The sequence below is a fragment of the Streptomyces sp. WAC05374 genome, assembly GCF_004353505.1.
Taxonomy (GTDB): domain Bacteria; phylum Actinomycetota; class Actinomycetes; order Streptomycetales; family Streptomycetaceae; genus Streptomyces.
The window spans coordinates 45,868-64,705 of sequence record NZ_SMNQ01000009.1 but is presented as its reverse complement, the minus strand read 5'-3'; the positions used below and the strand labels follow the sequence as shown (position 1 = coordinate 64,705).

Sequence of the window (18,838 nt, the reverse complement as noted above, 5' to 3'; positions counted from 1 at the left end):
TCGAAAGAGCGGGAAACCATGACCACGAACGCCGCCGCCGTCGCCGCCCCCCGGGTCCGTACCGGAGGGCCCAAGGACGACGGCCCCCAGCTCCTGGAGCACGCCCTGGGCTGGGTGCTCGTCGTCGTCTTCGCCATGCTGGTCACCCGGCTCGGCCTGCTGTGACGCCCGCCGCCCGGCGGTGGGCGGCCCCCTGATCGCCCGGATCGGTTCGCCGTTCGCGGTGTCGCCGCTCGGCTCCCGGAAGAAGGTCGCGCTAAGGCGCTGCCGGCGTGAGCTTCCGGTGTGCGTCGGCCGGGCCGCCGAGCCGGAGGTGCGGACGTTCCCGACGCGGCAACCCCGGCCGTCGACGCCCCAGTTGGTGAAGCGGCCGACGAGCCTGGGGGCCGGCCTGCGACGTCAGAAGGACTGGACCAGTGCGGTCAATGGTGCGTACCAGGATCGCGCCGGGCTCCATGGCCGGTGGAGCCGTCCCGGCCACCCCGTGACGGGAGCCCCCCGATCGGGCATACTCAACCCGCCACAGCCGCTGGTCAGCCGATTCCGTGATCCGGAAGGGCAGCATCGGCAAGGCAGTGAGACCCGGCGGCGCCGCCCAACCCTTCGCGCGCGCCCGCCGCAGCGCCCGACAGGGAGGAGAGCGCCCCCATGCCCGACCGCGCCCCGCAGCCGGTGGAACGTGAGCTGCCCACCGAGGAATCCAGGGATCTGATCGCCCTGGTTCGTGACATCGTCCAGCGGGAGATCGCTCCGCGCGCGGCCGAGGAGGAGGACGCCGGGCACTTCCCGCGCGAGATCTTCGCCCTGCTCTCCGAATCCGGACTGCTCGGCCTGCCCTACGACTCCGGCTTCGGCGGCGGCGACCAGCCGTACGAGGTCTACCTCCAGGTGCTCGAGGAGCTCGCGGCCGCCCGCCTCACCGTCGGGCTCGGCGTCAGCGTCCACTCCCTGTCCTGCCACGCCCTGGCCGGCTACGGCACCAAGGAGCAGAAGACCGATCACCTGCCGGCCATGCTGGGCGGCGGGCTGCTCGGGGGGTACTGCCTCTCCGAGCCCTCGTCCGGCTCCGACGCGGCCTCCCTGCGCACCAGGGCGGTCCGCGACGGCGACGACTGGGTCATCACCGGCACCAAGGCGTGGATCACCCACGGCGGCGTCGCCGACTTCTACACGGTGCTGGCGCGCACGGGCGGCGAGGGACCGCGCGGCATCACCGCGTTCCTGGTCCCCGGCGACGCCGAGGGGCTCTCGGCGGCGGCGCCCGAGAAGAAGATGGGCATGAAGGGCTCGCCCACCGCCCAGCTCCACTTCGACGGTGTGCGCGTTCCTGACGCGCGGCGGATCGGGGACGAGGGGCAGGGCTTCGCCATCGCCCTGTCGGCGCTGGACTCCGGCCGCCTCGGCATCGCCGCGTGCGCCATCGGCGTCGCCCAGGCGGCGCTGGACGAGGCGGTCGCCTACGCCGCCGGGCGGCAGCAGTTCGGCCGCCCGATCGCCGACTTCCAGGGGCTGCGGTTCATGCTGGCCGACATGGCCACCCAGATCGAGGCCGGACGGTCGCTGTACCTGGCCGCGGCCCGGCTGCGGGACGCGGGGCGGCCGTTCTCCCGCGAGGCCGCCATGGCCAAGCTGTTCTGCACGGACGCGGCGATGAAGGTCACCATCGACGCCGTGCAGGTGCTGGGCGGCTACGGCTACACCGCGGACTTCCCGGCGGAGCGCTACATGCGCGAGGCGAAGGTGCTCCAGATCGTCGAGGGCACCAACCAGATCCAGCGGATGGTCATCGCCCGTCACGTCGTGGGTCCCGAGAGCCGCTGAGCTCCCCGCCGAACGCCCACACCGGTGCCGCCGTGAGCCTGGTCCACTCCTGGTCGCGGCGGCCCGGCACGGTCCTGCCGCCGGCGGCCCAGTGGCGGACCAGGGCCCGGTAGATGGGCGGATCAGTGGAGTGCGGAACCGATTCTTCGGTGTCCGGGGCCGGGCGGCTCACGCCGTAGCCGCTCGCGGGGTACGTCGGGTGCGGCACGTTCATGCCCGGCCAACGCCGGGCGGTCCCGCCTGGTCACCGCCCCCGGGAATCGGGCGCCAGTTCGTGCCCGTCCGGCCCCGGGCGCCCCCGGTGCGGCGCGCGCCCCCCGGTGCCGGCGCGCGTCTGGCCACGGCACGAGAGCTGACGTACCGTCAAATTCCGTTGCCGTCACCGGAGGTCAGCGTGTCGTCCGACGACCGACCGATCGCGCTCGACGAGTACCCCGTCCACCAGGCACCGCTGTCGATGAAGCACCACGTCAGCGGCGATCGCAACGCCTACGACCGCTGCATCTTCCACGTCCTGGACCACCGCGGCCGCGCCCTGCTCATCGCCGGCCTCGGCGTCTACCCCAACACCGGGGTCATCGACGCCTACGCCACACTCCGCACCGGCGACCGACTGCGCGCCGTCCGCGCCTCCGACGCGCTCACCGACGACCGCCTCGACCTCTCCGTCGGCCCGCTGCGCATCACCGTCGACCGGCCCCTGCGGCGACTGGGCCTCCACTGCGCCCCCGACCCCGCCGACCCGGACTCGTTCTCGTACGACCTCACCTGGACCGCGGACTTCCCGGCCGTCTGGGAGCCCCACCACATCCAGCGGCGCGGCGGCCGGCTCACCCTCGAAGGCCGCCGCTTCGTCCAGGCCGGCCACTGCACCGGAGTCATCCGGGTCGCCGGTGAGGAGATACCCGTCACGGCGGGGGAGTGGACCGGAACACGCGACCGGAGCTGGGGCGTGCGCCCCATCCCCGGCGAAGAGGCGGGCCGCGCCGACGAGTTCCGCCCCGAGGGCTTCCACTGGCTCTGGATACCCATGCGCTTCGACGACCGCTTCGTCATGGTCATCGCCCAGGAGGACGCCGACGGGTACCGCACCCTCAACGAGGCCCTGATGGTGCGCGACGGCCACCGCGACACCCAGCTCGGCTGGCCCCGCACCGACATCACCTACCGCCCCGGCACCCGCGAACCCGAGCGTGCCGTCATCCACCTCACCGACCCGGCCCGCAAGCCCCTGGAGATCGGCGTCGACATCCTCACCTCCTCCCCGCTCGCCCTCGGCGCCGGCTATCCCCCCGCCACCGACTGGCAGCACGGCACCTGGCGGGGCAGGGGCTGGACCGACCGGTGCGCCTACGACCTGTCCGACCCGGCCGCCCACCCCCTGGCCGCCTACGGCGTCACCGACCACGCCGCCCGCTTCACCCTCGACGGCCGCACCGGCCACGGCATCTTCGAGCACGGCAGCTTCGGCCGCCACGACCCGAGCGGCTTCACCGGCCACTGAACGGCGCCCCGCCGCCCGACCCGCGAGGAGCACCGCCATGACCACGGCACCACGCCCCCGCACCACCACCCGCGACCCCGAGGAACTGGCCGCCCGCCTCACCGCCTGGCTCCGCACCCGCCTGCCCGGCGCCCGCGTCACCGACGTCGCCGTGCCCACCTCCAACGGCATGTCCAGCGAGACGCTCCTGTTCACCGTCGACCACCCCGACGCGCCCGTACGCGGGTGCGCGCTGCGCCTGGCGGCCGACCCGGCCGCGTACACGATCTTCCCCGTCTACGACATGGCGCGGCAGTACCGCGTGATGCGCCTGGTGGCCGAACACACCGACGTCCCGGTGCCGCGCGTGCTGTGGCTGGAGCGGGACCCGGCGCCGCTCGGCGCGCCCTTCTTCGTCATGGCCCGCGCCGAGGGGAGGGTGCCGCCGGACGTCATGCCCTACACGTACGAGGGAAACTGGCTGCACGCCGCCACCGACGCCGAGCGCGCCCGCCTGGAGGCCGCCACCGTCTCCGTACTGGCCCGGCTCCACGACCGGTTCCCGCCCGGCGAGGCGGAGTTCCTGCTGCCGCCCGGGCCGGGCAGCCCGCTGCGCCGCCACGTCGACGCCCAACGCGCCTACTACGCCTGGGTGACCGACGGGCTGCCGCGCTCACCGCTGATCGAGGCGGCCTTCGACCGACTGGAGGCCACCTGGCCCGCCGACGAGGGCCCGGCCGTGCTGAGCTGGGGCGACGCCCGCATCGGCAACATCGTCTACGACGGCTTCGAACCCGCCGCCGTGCTCGACTGGGAGATGGCGGGCTGCGCCCCGCGCGAGGTCGACCTGGGCTGGACCGTGTACCTGCACCGGTTCTTCCAGGACCTGACGGTGAGCTTCGGGCAGCCGGGTCTGCCGGGCTTCCTCCGCCGGGACGCCGTGGAGCGGCGCTATGCCGGACTCACCGGCCACACACCCCGCGACATGGACTTCTACACCCTGTACGCGGCCCTGCGCCACGCGATCGTGATGCTCCGGGTCACCTACCGCCAGGTCCACTTCGGCGAGGCGGAGGTGCCCGAGGACCCGGACGGTCCGATCCTGCACCACGCCACGCTCACGGCGATGGTGCAGGACCGCTACTGGGACGAGTGCGTCTGACGTGACGTCAGGCGGCGCGCCGCATCGGCGGCATCCGGCGCTGGGCCGGGCGCGCCGCCTTGATGGGGCGCGAGCCGGGCCCGCCCACGTGCGAGAAGGGCTGCGTACGCCAGTCGAGCCCCTGGGGCAGGGTCAGCAGCAGGGCGGTGTCCTGCTCCTGGAGCTCCAGCGACTCGTCGGCGGGGCGCGCGTCGGACGCCGCCCGGCCGGTGCCGGTGCACACCGTCAGCACGAACGGGTTCCACGGCGTGGGACACAGGGCGTGCTCCGGCAGCACGTCCTCGTCCGCCAGCAGCGCGATGGGCTGCGAGCAGTCCGGGCAGATCACCCGGACCATCTCGAAAGTGTCATATGTGTCGAGTTCGTCGTCCTCATGGGATGCGACCGAATCAACAGGCTCCTGCATGGAGAATCTCCCCCTCGGGTGGGCCGACCAGGCTCTTGCGGCCTCGACCACAGCAAGCAATTCCCTTCCGCTCGCGCGAATAACCATCCGGTCACGAACGACACCGGCCCGAAACCTGTGGTCTTCGTCACATGCCGCCCGCAGGTGCCCCCGCGAGGCACCTCCGGCTGTGCCGTGAGGCACCTGGGGCAATAGGTTGACCGCATGGAGGAGCTGGATCGTCAGATCGTCGAGTTGCTCGTCAAGGACGGGCGCATGAGCTACACCGACCTGGGCAAGGCCACCGGCCTGTCCACCTCGGCGGTGCATCAGCGCGTCCGACGCCTCGAGCAGCGTGGAGTCATCCGCGGCTACGCCGCCGTCGTCGACCCCGAGGCGGTCGGGCTGCCGCTGACCGCGTTCATCTCGGTCAAACCCTTCGACCCCAGTGCCCCCGACGACATCGCGGACCGGCTCGCCGACATCGCCGAGATCGAGGCGTGCCACAGCGTCGCCGGCGACGAGAACTACATCCTGAAGGTACGGGTGGCCACCCCCCTGGAGCTCGAGCACCTGCTCACCCGCATCCGCTCGCAGTCCGGCGTCTCCACCCGGACGACGGTCGTCCTGTCCACCCCGTACGAGGCCCGGCCACCGCGCGTCTGACCGCGTATCTAGGCTGGTCACCATGACCGAGAGCGAACACCGCACCGTGCTCCTGCGCGGTGGAGACGTCCACAGCCCCGCCGACCCCTTCGCCACCGCGATGGTCGTCGAGCGCGGCCACGTCGCCTGGGTGGGGTCCGAGGGCGCGGCCGACGCCTTCGCCTCCGGCGTGGACGAGGTGATCGACCTCGAAGGCGCCCTGGTGACCCCCGCCTTCACCGACGCGCACGTCCACACCACGGCCACCGGCCTCGCCCTCACCGGCCTCGACCTGTCCGGCGCCCGTACGCTCCCCGAAGCCCTTGAGCGCGTACGGGCCCACGCCGCCGCCCGACCCGCCGACCGGGTCCTGCTCGGCCAGGGCTGGGACGCCGCCCGCTGGCCGGAGCAGCGGCCCCCGTCCCGTACCGAACTCGACGAGGCCACCGGCGGCCGCCCGCTCTACCTGCCGCGCGTCGACGTCCACTCCGCGGCCGTCACCACCGCCCTGCTCGACCTCGTCCCCGGCGTCACCGCACTGCCCGGGTACCACCCCGACCAGCCCCTCACCGGCGCCGCGCACCACGCCGTACGGGCCGCCGCCCACGCCGCGGTCACCCCCGCCCAGCGCGCGACCGCCCAGCGCGCCGCGCTCCGCCGCGCCGCCTCCCTCGGCATCGGCACCGTCCACGAGTGCGCGGGCCCCGAGATCTCCGACGAGGACGACTTCACCGCCCTGCTGGCACTGGCCGCGGCGGAACCCGGCCCCCGGGTGGTCGGCTACTGGGCCGAGGCCGTGGCGGGCGAGAAGGACGCCCGGCGCGTGCGCGAACTGGGCGCGGTGGGCGCCGCCGGCGACCTCTTCGTCGACGGCTCCCTCGGCTCCCACACCGCCTGCCTGCACGAGCCGTACGCCGACGCCGGCCACACCGGCACCGCCCACCTCGACGCGGCCGCCGTCGCCGCCCACGTCACCGCCTGCACGGAGGCCGGGCTCCAGGCGGGCTTCCACGCCATCGGGGACGCGGCCGTCAGCACGGTCGTCGAGGGCGTACGGGCGGCCGCCGAGACGGTCGGCCTGGCACGCGTGCGTGCCGCCCGCCACCGGATCGAGCACGCCGAGATGCTCACCCCCGAGACCATCGCCGCCTTCGCCGAGCTCGGCCTCACCGCCTCCGTCCAGCCCGCCTTCGACGCCGCCTGGGGCGGCGAGGACGGCATGTACGCCCGGCGCCTGGGAGCCGAGCGGGCCCGCACGCTCAACCCGTACGCGGCGCTGCTGCGCGCCGGCGTGCCCCTGGCGTTCGGCTCCGACAGCCCCGTCACCCCACTGGACCCCTGGGGCACCGTCCGGGCCGCCGCCTTCCACCGGACCCCCGAGCACCGCGTCTCGGTACGGGCGGCCTTCACGGCCCACACCCGGGGCGGCTGGCGGGCCACCGGCCGGGACGACGCGGGCGTCCTGGTGCCCGGGGCGCCCGCCGACTACGCGGTCTGGCGCACCGGCGAGCTGGTCGTCCAGGCGCCCGACGACCGCGTCGCCCGCTGGTCCACCGACCCGCGCTCCGGCACGCCCGGCCTGCCCGACCTCACCCCCGGCGCCGACCTGCCGGTCTGCCTGCGGACCGTCGTCGCCGGACGCACCGTCTTCGTACGACCGAACGAGTGACGTAAGGACATTCCGCGCCTCGGCCACCGGCACGGAAAGGTCGTCCGCGACCTGCGGATCTTCCCCTCTGACCTGCTGTTTCCGTCAATCGCCGCAGGTGGGGCGGGTGTTGACAGCGAGCGGTCGGCGGCGGGTAGGTTCGGCGGGTCCACCACAGGACGTCCGACCGGCCGGCCTCCACGCAGTCGTCGAACGCCGCTGGGCCATGGGGTGGTGTGCCGCACCGGCGCACCACCACTGGGAGCCAGGTCCAGCGCCCGCGCCTCGGGGGCGAGGGAAGGTTTTCGCCGGCTGGGGGTCCCCCCTGCTCCGCCGGAGCGCGGGGGAGGTGCGACCCGGGTGGGGCCCGGACGTTCAGTAGACAACGGCTCTCGGTCGACCCGCAGCCAGCGGGCCCCAGGTCGGCCCGAAGGACGTCGGGCCCCCACTCGCGCCCGCCGGATTCCCGGCCGCCGGATCCCCCTTCCGAGCCGCCGCCGCGACCCGTCCCGCCAGGGGCTCGATATGGTGGTGATCCGTGTACGGACGTAAGGGGCAGCAGTGAACGACGGTGGCCAGAGGCGCTACGGCCCGCTCGGCAGAACCTTGGTGATCATCCCGACCTACAACGAGGCCGAGAACATCAAGCCGATCGTGTCCCGGGTGCGCGCCGCCGTGCCCGACGCCCACATCCTCGTCGCCGACGACAACAGCCCGGACGGCACCGGCAAGCTGGCCGACGAGCTGGCCGCCGAGGACGACCACGTCCACGTCCTGCACCGCAAGGGCAAGGAAGGGCTCGGAGCGGCCTACCTGGCGGGCTTCCGCTGGGGCATCGAGCACGATTACGGCGTCCTGGTGGAGATGGACGCCGACGGCTCCCACCAGCCCGAGGAGCTGCCCCGGCTGCTGACCGCCCTCAAGGGCGCCGACCTGGTCCTCGGCTCGCGCTGGGTGCCGGGCGGCCGGGTGGTGAACTGGCCGAAGTCCCGGGAGTTCCTCTCCCGCGGCGGCAGCACTTACTCGCGCCTCCTCCTCGACGTGCCCATCCGGGACGTCACCGGCGGATTCCGGGCCTTCCGCAAGGAGACCCTGGAGGGCCTCGGACTCGACGAGGTCGCGTCCCAGGGGTACTGCTTCCAGGTCGACCTCGCCCGCCGCGCGGTCGCCGCCGGGTACCACGTGGTCGAGGTGCCCATCACCTTCGTCGAGCGCGAGCTGGGCGACTCCAAGATGAGCCGGGACATCGTCGTGGAGGCCCTGTGGCGGGTCACCGCGTGGGGCGTCGGCTCCCGGGCCGGCCGCCTGCTGGGGCGCAAGCCCTCGGACGAGCGCCCCTGACGGCCCCCGGCCGTCCCGGGGCCCGTACCGGCCCCGCCCCCGGCCGGCCCTTTACGCCGTCCTGGCACGGCCCCAGGCACACTGGGGGACATGATGACCGGCTCACCGCCCCCTCCCACCCGCACACAGCGCTCACGCGCCCGTACGCTCGTTCCGCTCGGCATCGCCGCCTGGCTGGTGCTGGAGATCTGGCTGCTGTCCCTCGTGGCGGCCGAGGCCGGCGGGCTCGCCGTCCTCGCCCTGCTCGTCGGTGGCGGTGTGCTCGGTGCCGCGGTGATCAAGCGCGCCGGCCGGCGGGCCTTCCGTACGCTGACCGAGACGCTCCAGCAGCAGGAACAGCGGAAGGAACCGGGCGCGGCGCCCGACCGGGCGAGCACCGGGAACGGCTTTCTCATGCTCGGCGGACTGCTGCTGATGCTGCCGGGCCTGATCTCCGACGCCGCGGGCCTGCTGCTGCTCCTCCCGCCCGTGCGCACCGCGGCCGCGCGGTACGCCGAGAAGGCCCTGGAGCGGCGGATTCCGGCCACGGTGCGGATGCGCCGCCCGGACGGCAAGGTCGTGCAGGGCGAGGTCATCCGCCACGACACGCCCCCGGGGCCGGGCGCCCACGACGAGCCCCATCCGCCCCTGACCCGCTGAGCCCTCCGGGCCGGGCCCCGTGGTCCGGCCCGGCAGCGGAGAAGTGACAGCGCAAAGCCGCGGGGCGGCGGTACACCAGGTGTACCGCCGCCCCGCGGCTTTACGCTCGTGGCGCTCGCGCCTGCGCGCTTACGCGGACTTCCGGCTGTCGCGCGGATGCACGGCGATGTTCATGGCGCCGGAGCGAAGGACCGCCAGCCTCTCGGCCAGCACCTCCTCGAGCTCCTCGCGGGTGCGCCGCTCCATGAGCATGTCCCAGTGCGTACGCGCCGGCTTGCCCTTCTTCTCCTCGGGGCCGTCCCCGTCAACGAGGAGTGCCTGGCTTCCGCAGACCTTGCACTCCCACTCCGGCGGAATCTCCGCCTCGACCGAGAACGGCATCTCGAACCGATGCCCCTTCTCGCATGCGTACTCCACCGCCTGGCGCGGGGCCAGATCGATGCCGCGGTCGGTCTCGTAGCTGGTCACCACGAGGCGCGTGCCGCGAAGAGCTCGCTCACTCATGAATCGTGCCTCCCGGGCTTGTCGCCCACAGGACAGGTGTCGCTGTCGTCGTCATCCGGTCAACGTCCGGTCGGCGGTAAAGATTCCCGTTGCGGGTCATGCGTCGCCCGTCGTGCCGCCCCTTTTTGTACCCACCAGTGCCCGGTTTGTCACATCTGGCATCAGATGTCACCCAGCGTCTTTGCCTACAGAGCACGCAGTAACGGTCCGCCTGGCAGGCCAAAGGCGTACACTACCGGCCTTTCACTTCCGCGTCTAAATCCGGTCGGGTACCGGGTTCCCCGCGGCGGCCACCGCACGCCTCACGGGCACCCGTGCGAGGAGCACGAAACCGAGTGCGAAGAAGACCACCAGCGAGATGATGGCGTCCCTGTAGCTGCCGGTGAGCTGGTACGCGAGCCCGAACACCAGGGGCCCCAGCCAGCTCAGCCCGCGGTCGCTCATCTCGTAGGCCGAGAAGTACTCCGCCTCCTTGCCCTGCGGCACCAGGTGTGAGAACAGCGAACGCGACAGCGCCTGGCTGCCGCCCAGGACCAGCCCGATCGCCGCCGCCAGCGCGTAGAACCACACCGGCGCCCCGGCCGGCAGGAAGTACCCGGCCGCCAGGATCAGCGTCCACACCGCCAGCGATGCCAGGATCGTCCGCTTCGCCCCGTAGGTGCGCGCCAGGCGCCCCATGCCGAGCGCCCCGGCGACCGCCAGCACCTGCACGAGCAGCACGGCCGTGATGAGCGTGGTCTGTTCCAGGCCCAGTTCCTCCGACCCGTAGATGGAGGCCTGTGAAATCACCGTCTGCACACCGTCGTTGTAGACGAGGTAGGCGAGCAGGAAGGAGAGCGTCAGCGGATGGCGGCGCATGTCGCGCAGCGTCGCCAGCAACTGCCGCCAGCCCGAGCCGACCGTCCCCTCGCCGCCCGGCGCCACCCGGCGGTCCCGCAACCGCCGCAGGGGTACGAGCGTGAAGGCGCCCCACCACAGTCCGGCCGACGCCAGGCAGATCCGCACGGCGTCCGCCTCCGAGAGCCCGAACGACGCGTGGTTCGTGTACAGGGCCAGGTCCAGGACGAGGACGAGGGCGCCCGACGTGTAGCCGAACGCCCAGCCGCGCGAGGACACGGCGTCGCGTTCCTCCGGGGCCGCGATCTGCGGGAGGTAGGCGTTGTAGAGCACCATCGACACCGCGAGTGAGGCGTTCGCCACGATCAGGAGGAAGGCGCCGAGCAGATAGCGCTCCCCCTCCAGGAAGAACATGCCCGCCGTGGCGGCCGCCCCCAGGTACGCGGAGAGCGCCAGCAGCGGCTTCTTCCGGCCCGTACGGTCCGCCGCCGCACCCGCCAGCGGCATCACCAGGACCGCCAGGAGGACGGAGGCGGACACCGCGTACGCGAAGACCGACCCCGCGCGGACCGGGATGCCCAGGGGGTGGACGAAGCCCTCCGCGTCGGCCGCCGCCTTGGCGACCGACGTCAGATAGGGCCCGACGAACACCGTCAGCACGCTCGTCGAGTACACCGAGCACGCGAAGTCGTAGAAGTACCAGCCGCGTTGCTCGCGCCGGCGGCCGGCCGCTCCGGCCTCGCCGGCGGCCCGGCCGGTGGTGTCGGCGTCGCTCACGCCCGCCCCCTTCGTCCCCGTGGTGGGAGACGGAAGGGCACGCTCAGACCCAGACCCCCCGGTCGGTCAGCACCGTGCGCAACGTCTCCAGATGATCGGTCATGATGCCATCCACCCCGAGGTCGAGCAGAGCGGCCATCCGGTCCGGGTCGTTCACCGTCCACACGTGCACCTGAAGGCCGCGTTCGTGCGCGGTCCGCACGAACCGCCGGTCCACCACCCGGACGCCGTTCTGCGTCTCCGGCACCTGCGCCGCCACCGCGCCCGCCCGCAGCGCCGCCGGGATGCCGTACGAACGCAGCCGCAGTCCCAGTACGCCCCGGACCCCGTACGAGGTGGCCAGGCGAGGGCCCGCCAGGCGCCGTGCCCGGGCCACCCGGCCCTCGCTGAAGGAGCCGACGCACACCCGGTCCCAGGCGTCCGCCCTGCGTACGGTCTCGATCAGCGGCCGGAGGGCGGGCTCCGCCTTGATGTCCACGTTCCAGCGGGCGTCCGGGAACTCCTCCAGCAGCTCCTCGAAGAGCGGCAGCGGTTCCGTGCCCGCCACGCGCGCGTGGCGCACGGCACTCCACGGCAGGTCCCGGATGCGGCCGCGGGTGTCCGTCACGCGGTCCAGCGTCGCGTCGTGGAACGCGACCAGCCGGCCGTCGGCGGTGGCGTGCACGTCCGTCTCGAAGTAGCGGTAACCGGCCGTGGCGGCGCGCCGGAAGGCGGTCACCGTGTTCTCCAGCCCGTCCGCCGCCCCGCCGCGGTGGGCGAAGGGTATGAGGGAGGAGGGGTGGTCCAGATAGGGATGGCGTACGCGAGTCACCGCCGCAGTATGGCCTGTGCGGGTTTCCCGGAGGCGACCACCGTGCTGCCGCCGCCCCCACCGGGGATGGCGAACACCCGCAGGAAGAACTGGGCGAGCGGGCCGATGGCCACCGCGTACAGCACCGTCCCCACCCCCAGGGAGCCGCCCAGCAGGAAGCCGGTCACCACCACGGTGACCTCGATCGTCGTCCGGACCAGCCGGATGGACCGGCCGGTCAGCCGGTGCAGCCCCGTCATCAGCCCGTCGCGCGGGCCGGGCCCGAAGCGGGCCGCGATGTACAGACCGGTGGCCACCCCGTTGAGGACGATCCCGCCGGCCACCGCGGGGATCTGCGCCAGGAGCCCGTGCACGTCCGGGACCAGCCACAGGGTGCCGTCCATCGCGGCACCGATGACGACGACGTTGGACACGGTGCCCAGCCCGGGCCGCTGCCGCAGCGGTATCCACAGGAGCAGGACGGCCGCGCCGACGATGGTCAGGACGACCCCGATGGACAGGCCGGTCAGCTCGGCCAGCCCCTCGTGCAGGACGTTCCACGGCTCCAGCCCGAGCCCGCTGCGGACGAGGAGCGCCGAGCTGACGCCGTACAGGGCCAGGCCGGCGTAGAGCTGGAGCAGCCGCCGGGTGAGGTGCCGCGGTGTGCCGGGTCCGTCCGGGTCCGGTGTGCCGGATGTCGACGCCATGTTGTGCCCCCGAAGTGGTGGTGGTGGACTGACTCATGTCACCCTGTGGCAGGGATTTGGACTCCAACCAGGTCCAATTTCAGGAAGGTGGACTGAATTCCATGGCTGAGTGGACTTCGGCGGTGGGCCCGGCCCAGCTTGCCCGGCAGCTCAACGCGCAGCAGCCCCGGCCCGCCGGCCCCGGCACCCGCAAGCCGCCCGCCTACCGCGCGCTCGCCGACGGCATCCGCCTGCTGGTGCTGGAGGGCCGCGTCCCGGTCGCCGCCCGGCTCCCCGCCGAGCGGGAGCTGGCCCTCGCCCTGTCCGTGAGCCGGACGACGGTCGCCGCCGCGTACGAGGCGCTGCGCGCCGAGGGGTTCCTGGAGTCCCGCCGGGGCGCCGGGAGCTGGACGGCCGTGCCCGCCGGCAATCCGCTCCCGGCGCGCGGCCTGGAACCGCTGCCCCCGGAGTCGCTCGGCTCCATGATCGACCTGGGCTGCGCCTCCCTGCCCGCGCCCGAGCCGTGGCTGTCCCGGGGCTTCCAGGGCGCCCTCGAGGAGCTGCCGCCCTACGCCCACACGCACGGGGACTACCCGGCCGGCCTGCCCGCGCTGCGGCAGATGCTCGCGGACCGCTACACGGAACGCGGCATCCCCACCATGCCCGAACAGATCATGGTGACGACCGGCGCGATGGGCGCGATCGACGCCATCTGCCACCTGTTCGCCGGCCGCGGCGAGCGCATCGCCGTCGAGTCGCCGTCGTACGCCAACATCCTCCAGCTCATGCGCGAGGCCGGAGCCCGCCTGGTGCCCGTCGCGATGTCCGAGGGCCTGGAGGGCTGGGACATGACGCGCTGGCGGCAGGTGCTGCGGGACGCGGCGCCCCGGCTCGCGTACGTCGTCGCGGACTTCCACAATCCGACCGGGGCGCTGGCGGACGAGGACCGGCGGCGCGCGCTGGTCGACGCCTCCCGCTCGGCCGGGACGGTGCTCGTCGTCGACGAGACCATGACGGAGCTGCACCTGGAGGAGGGGCTCGACATGCCCCGGCCCGTGTGCGCCTTCGACCCGGCCGGCAGCACGGTGCTCACCGTCGGGTCGGCGAGCAAGGCGTTCTGGGCGGGCATGCGGATCGGCTGGGTGCGGGCCGCGCCCGACGTCATCCGCTCCCTGGTCGCCGCCCGCGCGTACGCCGACCTCGGCACGCCCGTGCTGGAGCAGCTCGGCGTCAACTGGCTGATGCGGACCGGCGGCTGGGAGGAGGCGGTGGCCCTGCGGCGGGCCCAGGCCCGGGAGAACCGCGACGCGCTGGTCGCGGCGGTGCGCCGGGAGCTTCCCGACTGGGAGTTCGACGTGCCGCGCGGCGGCCTGACCCTGTGGGTCCGCACCGGCGGGCTGTCCGGCTCCCGGCTGGCCGAGATGGGCGAACGGGTGGGTGTACGGGTGCCCTCGGGGCCCCGCTTCGGTGTGGACGGGGCCTTCGAGGGGTACGTACGGCTGCCGTTCACCGTGTCGGGTCCGGTCGCCGACGAGGCCGCCGTACGGCTCGCGGCGGCGGCCCGGCTGGTGCGGGCGGGGGCGAGCGCCGGGGCGGGCGACGCGCCCAGGACGTTCGTGGCGTGAGACGCCGTGCCGCCGTGGCCCGGCCGGGCGTCAGCCGGCCGTGGCCGGCTCGGCGCCCGGCGGGGCGGGGGCGGTGGGGGAGGCCTGTGGGGCGGGGGCGACAGGGCCGGCCTGTGGGGCGCCGGCGGTGGGGGAGGTCTGTGGGGCGGCCTGTACGGCGGCGGCCTCCGGGACGGGAGCGGCCTGCGGGGCGGCGGGCAGGGCGGGCTCCGGAGCCGGAGCCGGAGCCGGGTGCGGGGACGGCTGGCGGTCGGGCAGGAGGTCCAGGACCGCCTGCCGGTGCGCCTCCGCCGTCGCGTCGTCGTACGGGTCGGGCGTCGCCGGCACCTGGAGCCGGAGCACCGGTCCCGTACCCAGCCGGGCGTAGCCGCGCCCGGGCGGGACGTGCGGGGTGGGGGTGGTGTGCGGCGCGGCGTCCAGGACCGACAGCACCAGCTCCGGCGTGGCCGGTCCGAGGACGACCCGGGCCCGGGTGTGGGCCCAGACCGCCTCGCTGAGCGCGTCCAGGCTGTCGGCATGCTCGGCCACCACCACCGTCACGTGCGCCGCCCGCCCGTGCCGCAGCGGCACCTGGAGCAGCGACTGCGGGTCCGTCCGCCCGTCCGCCGCCGCCAGGTGGCCGAACACGCCCGGCCGGTCCAGCAGGATCCACAGCGGCCGCCGGGTGTCCTCCGGCGCCGGGTGCCCGGCCTGCCGCGCCCGGTTCGCCGCGATCAGCCGCCGTTCCGTCTCGTGCGCCGCCCACTCCAGGCTGGCCAGCGCCCCGGCGAGCCCGCACTCGACGGCCAGCACGCCGGTGCGCCCGGTGAGGCAGGCGTACTCGCCGGTTCCGCTGCCCTCGACGATCAGTACGTCGCCGTGCTGGAGCGCCTGGAGCGCGATGGACCGCAGCAGTGTGGTGGTGCCGCTGCCGGGCTGCCCGACTGCCAGCAGGTGGGGCTCCGTCGAGCGCGGCCCGGTGCGCCAGACCACCGGCGGCGCGTCGCGGGACTCGTCGCCGTCCCGCACCGGCACGGTCCGCTGGACCGCCTCGGGGTCGGTGAACCCCAGCACCGTCTCGCCCGGCACCGTGACGAAGCGCTGGGCCGCCACCGTGGTGGGCAGGGCGGGAAGCACCCGCATGAGGAGCTGGTTGCCCTCTTCGTCCCAGTCGAAGAGGTACTCCCTGCCCCGTCCGGACTTGGCGTGCAGCACCTGCTCGATCCGCGCGCGGGACGCCGCCTCGCCGTCCGTGAAGTACGCCGGATACGTGATCCGCAGTCGGGTCGGCCGCCCGTCGCCGTCGAACTCGGCCTCGCCGAACGCCCTGGCCCAGTCGCCGCCGTGCGCGAACAGCGGGTCCGGGTCCTCCGGGACGGAGAAGTACGGCACCAGCGCCTCGTACAGGGCCCGCAGCCGCTCGGTCTCCGCCTCGTCGGGCCCCGTCTTCACGGCCGGGCGCTCGCGCCCCTGCCACGCCGCCGCGCCCATCACCGAGACCAGGGCCAGCAGCGGCCCGTACGGGATGAGCGCGACGACCAGGACACCCGCGGCGGCCAGGAACAGCGCGGGACCGCGCCGCTCCTTGGGGGTCGCCGCCCACCGGGCCCGGCCGGCCCCGGCCAGCTTCCGCAGGCCGCGGGTGACCGTGATCAGCGGATGGAGGACGTCGGTGGCACCGTCGGCGGCCGTTCGCGCGATCTCCCGCCCCCGGGCGATCCGGGCACTGGCACCGCTCGGCAGGGACCGCATGCGCGGGATGCTCCGGAGGTTCGGGATGTGTCGCGGAAGGAGGCGCCGGGCCACGTCGTACTCCTGATCCTGAAGTCGTGGAAGGGGCGCGGGCGTCAGAACTTGATCCCGCCGAGCAGGCTGGCGAGGCTCGCCCCGCCCGCCGTGATGCTGGGCGCGATCGCGGTGCCCGCGAGGTAGAAGCCGAAGAGTGCGCAGACGAGGGCGTGGGACGCCTTGAGACCGTCCTTCCGGAAGAAGAGGAAGACGATGATGCCGAGCAGAACCACGCCTGAGATGGACAGGATCATGAGCGGATCTCCTGGGTGAGGGGACAGTCACCTTCAGTACTTCCAGCCTCACAGGAAGTATCTATGTGATAAAAGGTGCATTCGGGTGAATTCCTGTTCTTTTCACTTGACTGGCGCACTCGGCGTCCGTGCCGGGGTGCGCCGCCCGGGCGCGGCACATCCCTTGCCGCGGCCGGGCCGGGTCATGTCCGCGCCCGGGCAGTACCCTGTCGGTTCACTCGTACGGCGGCCCCCGCCGTGCGGGCCGGTTCAACCGGGTCCACGCAGGTCAACGCGGCTGTCGCGGCCGCGCGCGGCCATGGGTCACCATGGCGCGTCAATGAGGTGAGAGGCGGTACGTCCGATGAGTGAAACCCCGGACCCCGAGGTGATCGAGCTGGCGTCCAAGGTCTTCGATCTGGCACGGCAGGGCGACGCCGAGGCGCTCGCCGCCTACATCGACGCCGGTGTCCCGGTGAACCTCACCAACGACAAGGGCGACTCCCTGGTGATGCTCGCCGCCTACCACGGCCACGCCGGGGCGGTGGCCGCCCTCCTGGAGCGCGGCGCCGACCCCGACCGCGCCAACGACCGCGGCCAGACCCCGATCGCCGGGGCCGTCTTCAAGGGCGAGGACGAGGTGGTCCGTACCCTGCTGACCCATGGCGCCGATCCGGAAGCAGGAACTCCGTCCGCCGTGGATACCGCGCGGATGTTTGGGAAGACACACCTGCTGGAGCTGTTCGCCTCCTGGTGAACGGGGGCTGAACCCCAGGTGAGGGCGGTGCCGTAAATGTGGTCGCGGTGGCGAAATGGCTGGGTCATCATGACGTCGGGCCCGCAGGGGGCCACCGACGAGAGGCAGAGGAAGATGGTCGACACCAAGCGGAAGACGACGGGCGGCTCCACATGTTGCTGCGCGGCCTAGGCAATCACCGTTCCCAGGTCACCCCGGGCCCGGTCCCGTCCGGGTGCGTCGACAGCTTGATGTGAGGCATTTTCCATGTTCGATCCAGTCATAGCGCCGAGCGGTACCCTGCTCGGCCTGTTGCAGAGGGGACGCGGCGACGGCACGCTGCACGCGCTCGCCGCCCCACGCGCGGAAGCCCTCGCGGCCCTCAACCACTGTGTGCTCCACGACCCCCGCCAGGACTGGCAGGTCGAGAACCGCTCCCTCTACTACGCCCGTCTGTACCTGGACCTGCACGGCGGACTGGAGGAGATCGAGGCCCACCTCTTCGGCGCCGAGGACCAGCTCGACACCGAGGAGTCACGCACCGGGCTCGCCCTCGCCGTCCTCGGCCACCTCGCCGCGTACGGCCGTGAGGACGCCTTCACGCTGCTGCGCGGGTACGCCGCGACCGGCACGAACTGGGCCTGGGCGCTCGACGAGCTCGCCCTGCGCGACGACGACTCCGGGCTGCGGGGCCTCGCCGCCCCCGTCCTCGCCCGCTTCCCCGCCACCCCCGAGGGTGACGCCGAGCTGGCCGCCGCCATGCGGGACGCCTTCGAGCCGCGACCGTGGCGGCTATGGGCCGAGGACCGGCGGGACGCCATCGGCGCCCGGGTGCGCGCCGCCCAGGAACAGGGCTCCTTCGACCGCTGGCAGCGCCAGCTCCGCCCCACCGGGCCCCGCCCCGGCTGGAGCGTCCAGGCGGTCCTGGAGTGGGCCCAGGAGGGCCTGGAGCGCGGCGCGGCGCTCCATGTGCCGGCCGCCCGCTGCCTGACCGCCGTCGCCGGTCCCGACGACCGGGCGGTCATCGTGGAGGCGGCGCGCAGCGGCCCGGACGGCGCCCGCTGCGCCGCCCTGCACCACCTCGCCGAAGCGGCCGACCCCGCCGTGCTCGACCTCATCGAGGCCGCGGCGGTCAGTGACTCCCGTACCGTTGCCGAGGCCGCCGTGGCCGCCTTCGAGCGCATGTGCGGCGACGCCGCCGTCGACCGCGCCCGCGGCTGGGCGCACCGGCCCGACGCGCTCGGCGCCTCCGCGGCCGGCGTCCTCGCCTGCCGGGGCGACGCCCGCGACGCGGGGCTCGTCCTGGGCGCGCTGCGCGAGACCGTACGGGCCGACGGCCCCGACGCCCCGCCGCTCTACGCGCTCGTCGACGGCACCGGAAGGCTGGGCGTCGCCTGCGCCGCGCCGGTGCTGCGCCACATCTACCGTGAGACCGCCTCCTCCCAGTTGCGCGGGCGCACGGCCCGTGCGCTCGCCGCCACGGACCCCTCCTTCCCGACCGGCTTCGCCGTCGAGTGCCTGTGGGACTGCGAGGAGACCACCCGGGAGGTCGCAGCACTCCACGCCGAGACCGGCGACGTACGCGTGGCCGAGCGGCTGCGGCGCCTCGCCGCCGACCCCGCCGAGGAGGACGAGGTGCAGAGCGCCGTACGGAGCAGGATCGGACCCGACCTGCCGGCGGTCTGACCCCGCGCGGGGCGCGCGAACAACGGGGGCGCGCGGACCGCGGCGGCGCGGACTGCCCGTGGCGCTGACTGTG

18 protein-coding genes are annotated in these 18,838 nt (G+C 73.9%); 11 read left to right on the top strand and 7 right to left on the bottom strand.

Annotated features, from left to right (window positions below; translation table 11 throughout):
- Positions 1-18: 18 nt before the first annotated feature.
- The 4 genes from E2B92_RS18735 (at position 19) to E2B92_RS18715 (ending at position 4,466) form a co-directional block, all read left to right on the top strand.
- Positions 19-165: an SCO1431 family membrane protein gene (locus E2B92_RS18735; protein ID WP_126887838.1), complete on the top strand. Its 147-nt coding sequence runs from the start codon at positions 19-21 to the stop codon at positions 163-165.
- 483 nt (positions 166-648) lie between these two features.
- Positions 649-1,821: an acyl-CoA dehydrogenase family protein gene (locus E2B92_RS18730; protein WP_126887837.1), complete on the top strand. Its 1,173-nt coding sequence runs from the start codon at positions 649-651 to the stop codon at positions 1,819-1,821.
- Between the two features lie 457 nt (positions 1,822-2,278).
- Positions 2,279-3,325, top strand: a complete 1,047-nt coding sequence (locus E2B92_RS18720) for a hypothetical protein (RefSeq protein ID WP_126887840.1) — start codon at positions 2,279-2,281, stop codon at positions 3,323-3,325.
- A gap of 37 nt (positions 3,326-3,362) precedes the next feature.
- Entirely contained in the window at positions 3,363-4,466 is a 1,104-nt protein-coding gene (locus E2B92_RS18715; RefSeq protein ID WP_126887836.1) for a phosphotransferase family protein, read from the top strand.
- A 7-nt stretch (positions 4,467-4,473) separates the two neighbouring features.
- Here E2B92_RS18715 and E2B92_RS18710 read toward each other — a convergent pair whose 3' ends face one another.
- Positions 4,474-4,872, bottom strand: coding sequence for a hypothetical protein (locus tag E2B92_RS18710; RefSeq protein ID WP_126887835.1), 399 nt, complete (start codon positions 4,870-4,872; stop codon positions 4,474-4,476).
- A gap of 204 nt (positions 4,873-5,076) precedes the next feature.
- Between E2B92_RS18710 and E2B92_RS18705 the strand changes: the two genes are divergently transcribed.
- From E2B92_RS18705 to fxsA, 4 genes are all read left to right on the top strand, one after another.
- The gene (locus E2B92_RS18705; RefSeq protein ID WP_126887834.1) at positions 5,077-5,517 is read left to right on the top strand and encodes an Lrp/AsnC family transcriptional regulator; all 441 of its coding nucleotides are present in this window, start codon (positions 5,077-5,079) and stop codon (positions 5,515-5,517) included.
- Between the two features lie 22 nt (positions 5,518-5,539).
- A complete protein-coding gene (locus E2B92_RS18700) occupies positions 5,540-7,165 on the top strand; it encodes an amidohydrolase (RefSeq protein ID WP_126887833.1) in 1,626 nt (541 codons plus the stop codon).
- A 540-nt stretch (positions 7,166-7,705) separates the two neighbouring features.
- Positions 7,706-8,485 (top strand): polyprenol monophosphomannose synthase, encoded by a 780-nt coding sequence (locus tag E2B92_RS18695; protein ID WP_126887832.1) that lies wholly within the window; start codon positions 7,706-7,708, stop codon positions 8,483-8,485.
- Between the two features lie 93 nt (positions 8,486-8,578).
- Complete coding sequence (gene fxsA / locus E2B92_RS18690; RefSeq protein ID WP_126887839.1) at positions 8,579-9,124, top strand: FxsA family membrane protein; 546 nt, start codon at positions 8,579-8,581, stop codon at positions 9,122-9,124.
- A gap of 129 nt (positions 9,125-9,253) precedes the next feature.
- Here the strand turns inward: fxsA and E2B92_RS18685 are convergent, their stop codons facing one another.
- From E2B92_RS18685 to yczE, 4 genes are all read right to left on the bottom strand, one after another.
- On the bottom strand, positions 9,254-9,628 hold the full coding sequence (locus E2B92_RS18685; protein ID WP_026278069.1) for an RNA polymerase-binding protein RbpA: 375 nt from the start codon (positions 9,626-9,628) through the stop codon (positions 9,254-9,256).
- Between the two features lie 255 nt (positions 9,629-9,883).
- Positions 9,884-11,242: an MFS transporter gene (locus E2B92_RS18680; protein ID WP_126887831.1), complete on the bottom strand. Its 1,359-nt coding sequence runs from the start codon at positions 11,240-11,242 to the stop codon at positions 9,884-9,886.
- Between the two features lie 43 nt (positions 11,243-11,285).
- The gene (locus tag E2B92_RS18675) at positions 11,286-12,053 is read right to left on the bottom strand and encodes a glycerophosphodiester phosphodiesterase family protein (protein WP_126887830.1); all 768 of its coding nucleotides are present in this window, start codon (positions 12,051-12,053) and stop codon (positions 11,286-11,288) included.
- Positions 12,050-12,739, bottom strand: a complete 690-nt coding sequence (gene yczE / locus E2B92_RS18670) for a membrane protein YczE (RefSeq protein ID WP_126887829.1) — start codon at positions 12,737-12,739, stop codon at positions 12,050-12,052. The genes E2B92_RS18675 and yczE overlap by 4 nt, the downstream gene beginning before the upstream one ends.
- Positions 12,740-12,840: 101 nt before the next feature.
- On the opposite strand from yczE, the gene E2B92_RS18665 reads away from it, so the two are divergent.
- Complete coding sequence (locus tag E2B92_RS18665) at positions 12,841-14,343, top strand: SCO1417 family MocR-like transcription factor (RefSeq protein WP_133087613.1); 1,503 nt, start codon at positions 12,841-12,843, stop codon at positions 14,341-14,343.
- A 30-nt stretch (positions 14,344-14,373) separates the two neighbouring features.
- On the opposite strand, the gene E2B92_RS18660 is transcribed toward E2B92_RS18665, so the two are convergent.
- The gene (locus E2B92_RS18660; protein ID WP_443070287.1) at positions 14,374-16,128 is read right to left on the bottom strand and encodes a hypothetical protein; all 1,755 of its coding nucleotides are present in this window, start codon (positions 16,126-16,128) and stop codon (positions 14,374-14,376) included.
- 41 nt (positions 16,129-16,169) lie between these two features.
- Positions 16,170-16,364 (bottom strand): hypothetical protein, encoded by a 195-nt coding sequence (locus tag E2B92_RS18655; RefSeq protein ID WP_073757949.1) that lies wholly within the window; start codon positions 16,362-16,364, stop codon positions 16,170-16,172.
- Positions 16,365-16,707: 343 nt separating this feature from the next.
- Between E2B92_RS18655 and E2B92_RS18650 the strand changes: the two genes are divergently transcribed.
- Together E2B92_RS18650 and E2B92_RS18645 are read left to right on the top strand one after the other, a co-directional pair.
- Positions 16,708-17,100, top strand: a complete 393-nt coding sequence (locus E2B92_RS18650) for an ankyrin repeat domain-containing protein (protein ID WP_126889131.1) — start codon at positions 16,708-16,710, stop codon at positions 17,098-17,100.
- 246 nt (positions 17,101-17,346) lie between these two features.
- Positions 17,347-18,765, top strand: coding sequence for a HEAT repeat domain-containing protein (locus E2B92_RS18645; protein WP_126889132.1), 1,419 nt, complete (start codon positions 17,347-17,349; stop codon positions 18,763-18,765).
- The last annotated feature ends 73 nt before the right edge of the window (positions 18,766-18,838 follow it).

Excerpts from the sequence above, each read along its gene's own strand:
- E2B92_RS18735 (WP_126887838.1), top strand. The coding sequence starts at position 19 with ATGACCACGAACGCCGCCGCCGTCGCCGCCCCCCGGGTCCGTACCGGA.
- E2B92_RS18730 (WP_126887837.1), top strand. The coding sequence starts at position 649 with ATGCCCGACCGCGCCCCGCAGCCGGTGGAACGTGAGCTGCCCACCGAG.
- E2B92_RS18720 (WP_126887840.1), top strand. The coding sequence starts at position 2,279 with ATGAAGCACCACGTCAGCGGCGATCGCAACGCCTACGACCGCTGCATC.
- E2B92_RS18715 (WP_126887836.1), top strand. The coding sequence starts at position 3,363 with ATGACCACGGCACCACGCCCCCGCACCACCACCCGCGACCCCGAGGAA.
- E2B92_RS18710 (WP_126887835.1), bottom strand. The coding sequence starts at position 4,872 with ATGCAGGAGCCTGTTGATTCGGTCGCATCCCATGAGGACGACGAACTC.
- E2B92_RS18705 (WP_126887834.1), top strand. The coding sequence starts at position 5,077 with ATGGAGGAGCTGGATCGTCAGATCGTCGAGTTGCTCGTCAAGGACGGG.
- E2B92_RS18700 (WP_126887833.1), top strand. The coding sequence starts at position 5,540 with ATGACCGAGAGCGAACACCGCACCGTGCTCCTGCGCGGTGGAGACGTC.
- fxsA (WP_126887839.1), top strand. The coding sequence starts at position 8,579 with ATGACCGGCTCACCGCCCCCTCCCACCCGCACACAGCGCTCACGCGCC.
- E2B92_RS18685 (WP_026278069.1), bottom strand. The coding sequence starts at position 9,628 with ATGAGTGAGCGAGCTCTTCGCGGCACGCGCCTCGTGGTGACCAGCTAC.
- yczE (WP_126887829.1), bottom strand. The coding sequence starts at position 12,739 with ATGGCGTCGACATCCGGCACACCGGACCCGGACGGACCCGGCACACCG.
- E2B92_RS18665 (WP_133087613.1), top strand. The coding sequence starts at position 12,841 with ATGGCTGAGTGGACTTCGGCGGTGGGCCCGGCCCAGCTTGCCCGGCAG.
- E2B92_RS18655 (WP_073757949.1), bottom strand. The coding sequence starts at position 16,364 with ATGATCCTGTCCATCTCAGGCGTGGTTCTGCTCGGCATCATCGTCTTC.
- E2B92_RS18650 (WP_126889131.1), top strand. The coding sequence starts at position 16,708 with ATGAGTGAAACCCCGGACCCCGAGGTGATCGAGCTGGCGTCCAAGGTC.
- E2B92_RS18645 (WP_126889132.1), top strand. The coding sequence starts at position 17,347 with ATGTTCGATCCAGTCATAGCGCCGAGCGGTACCCTGCTCGGCCTGTTG.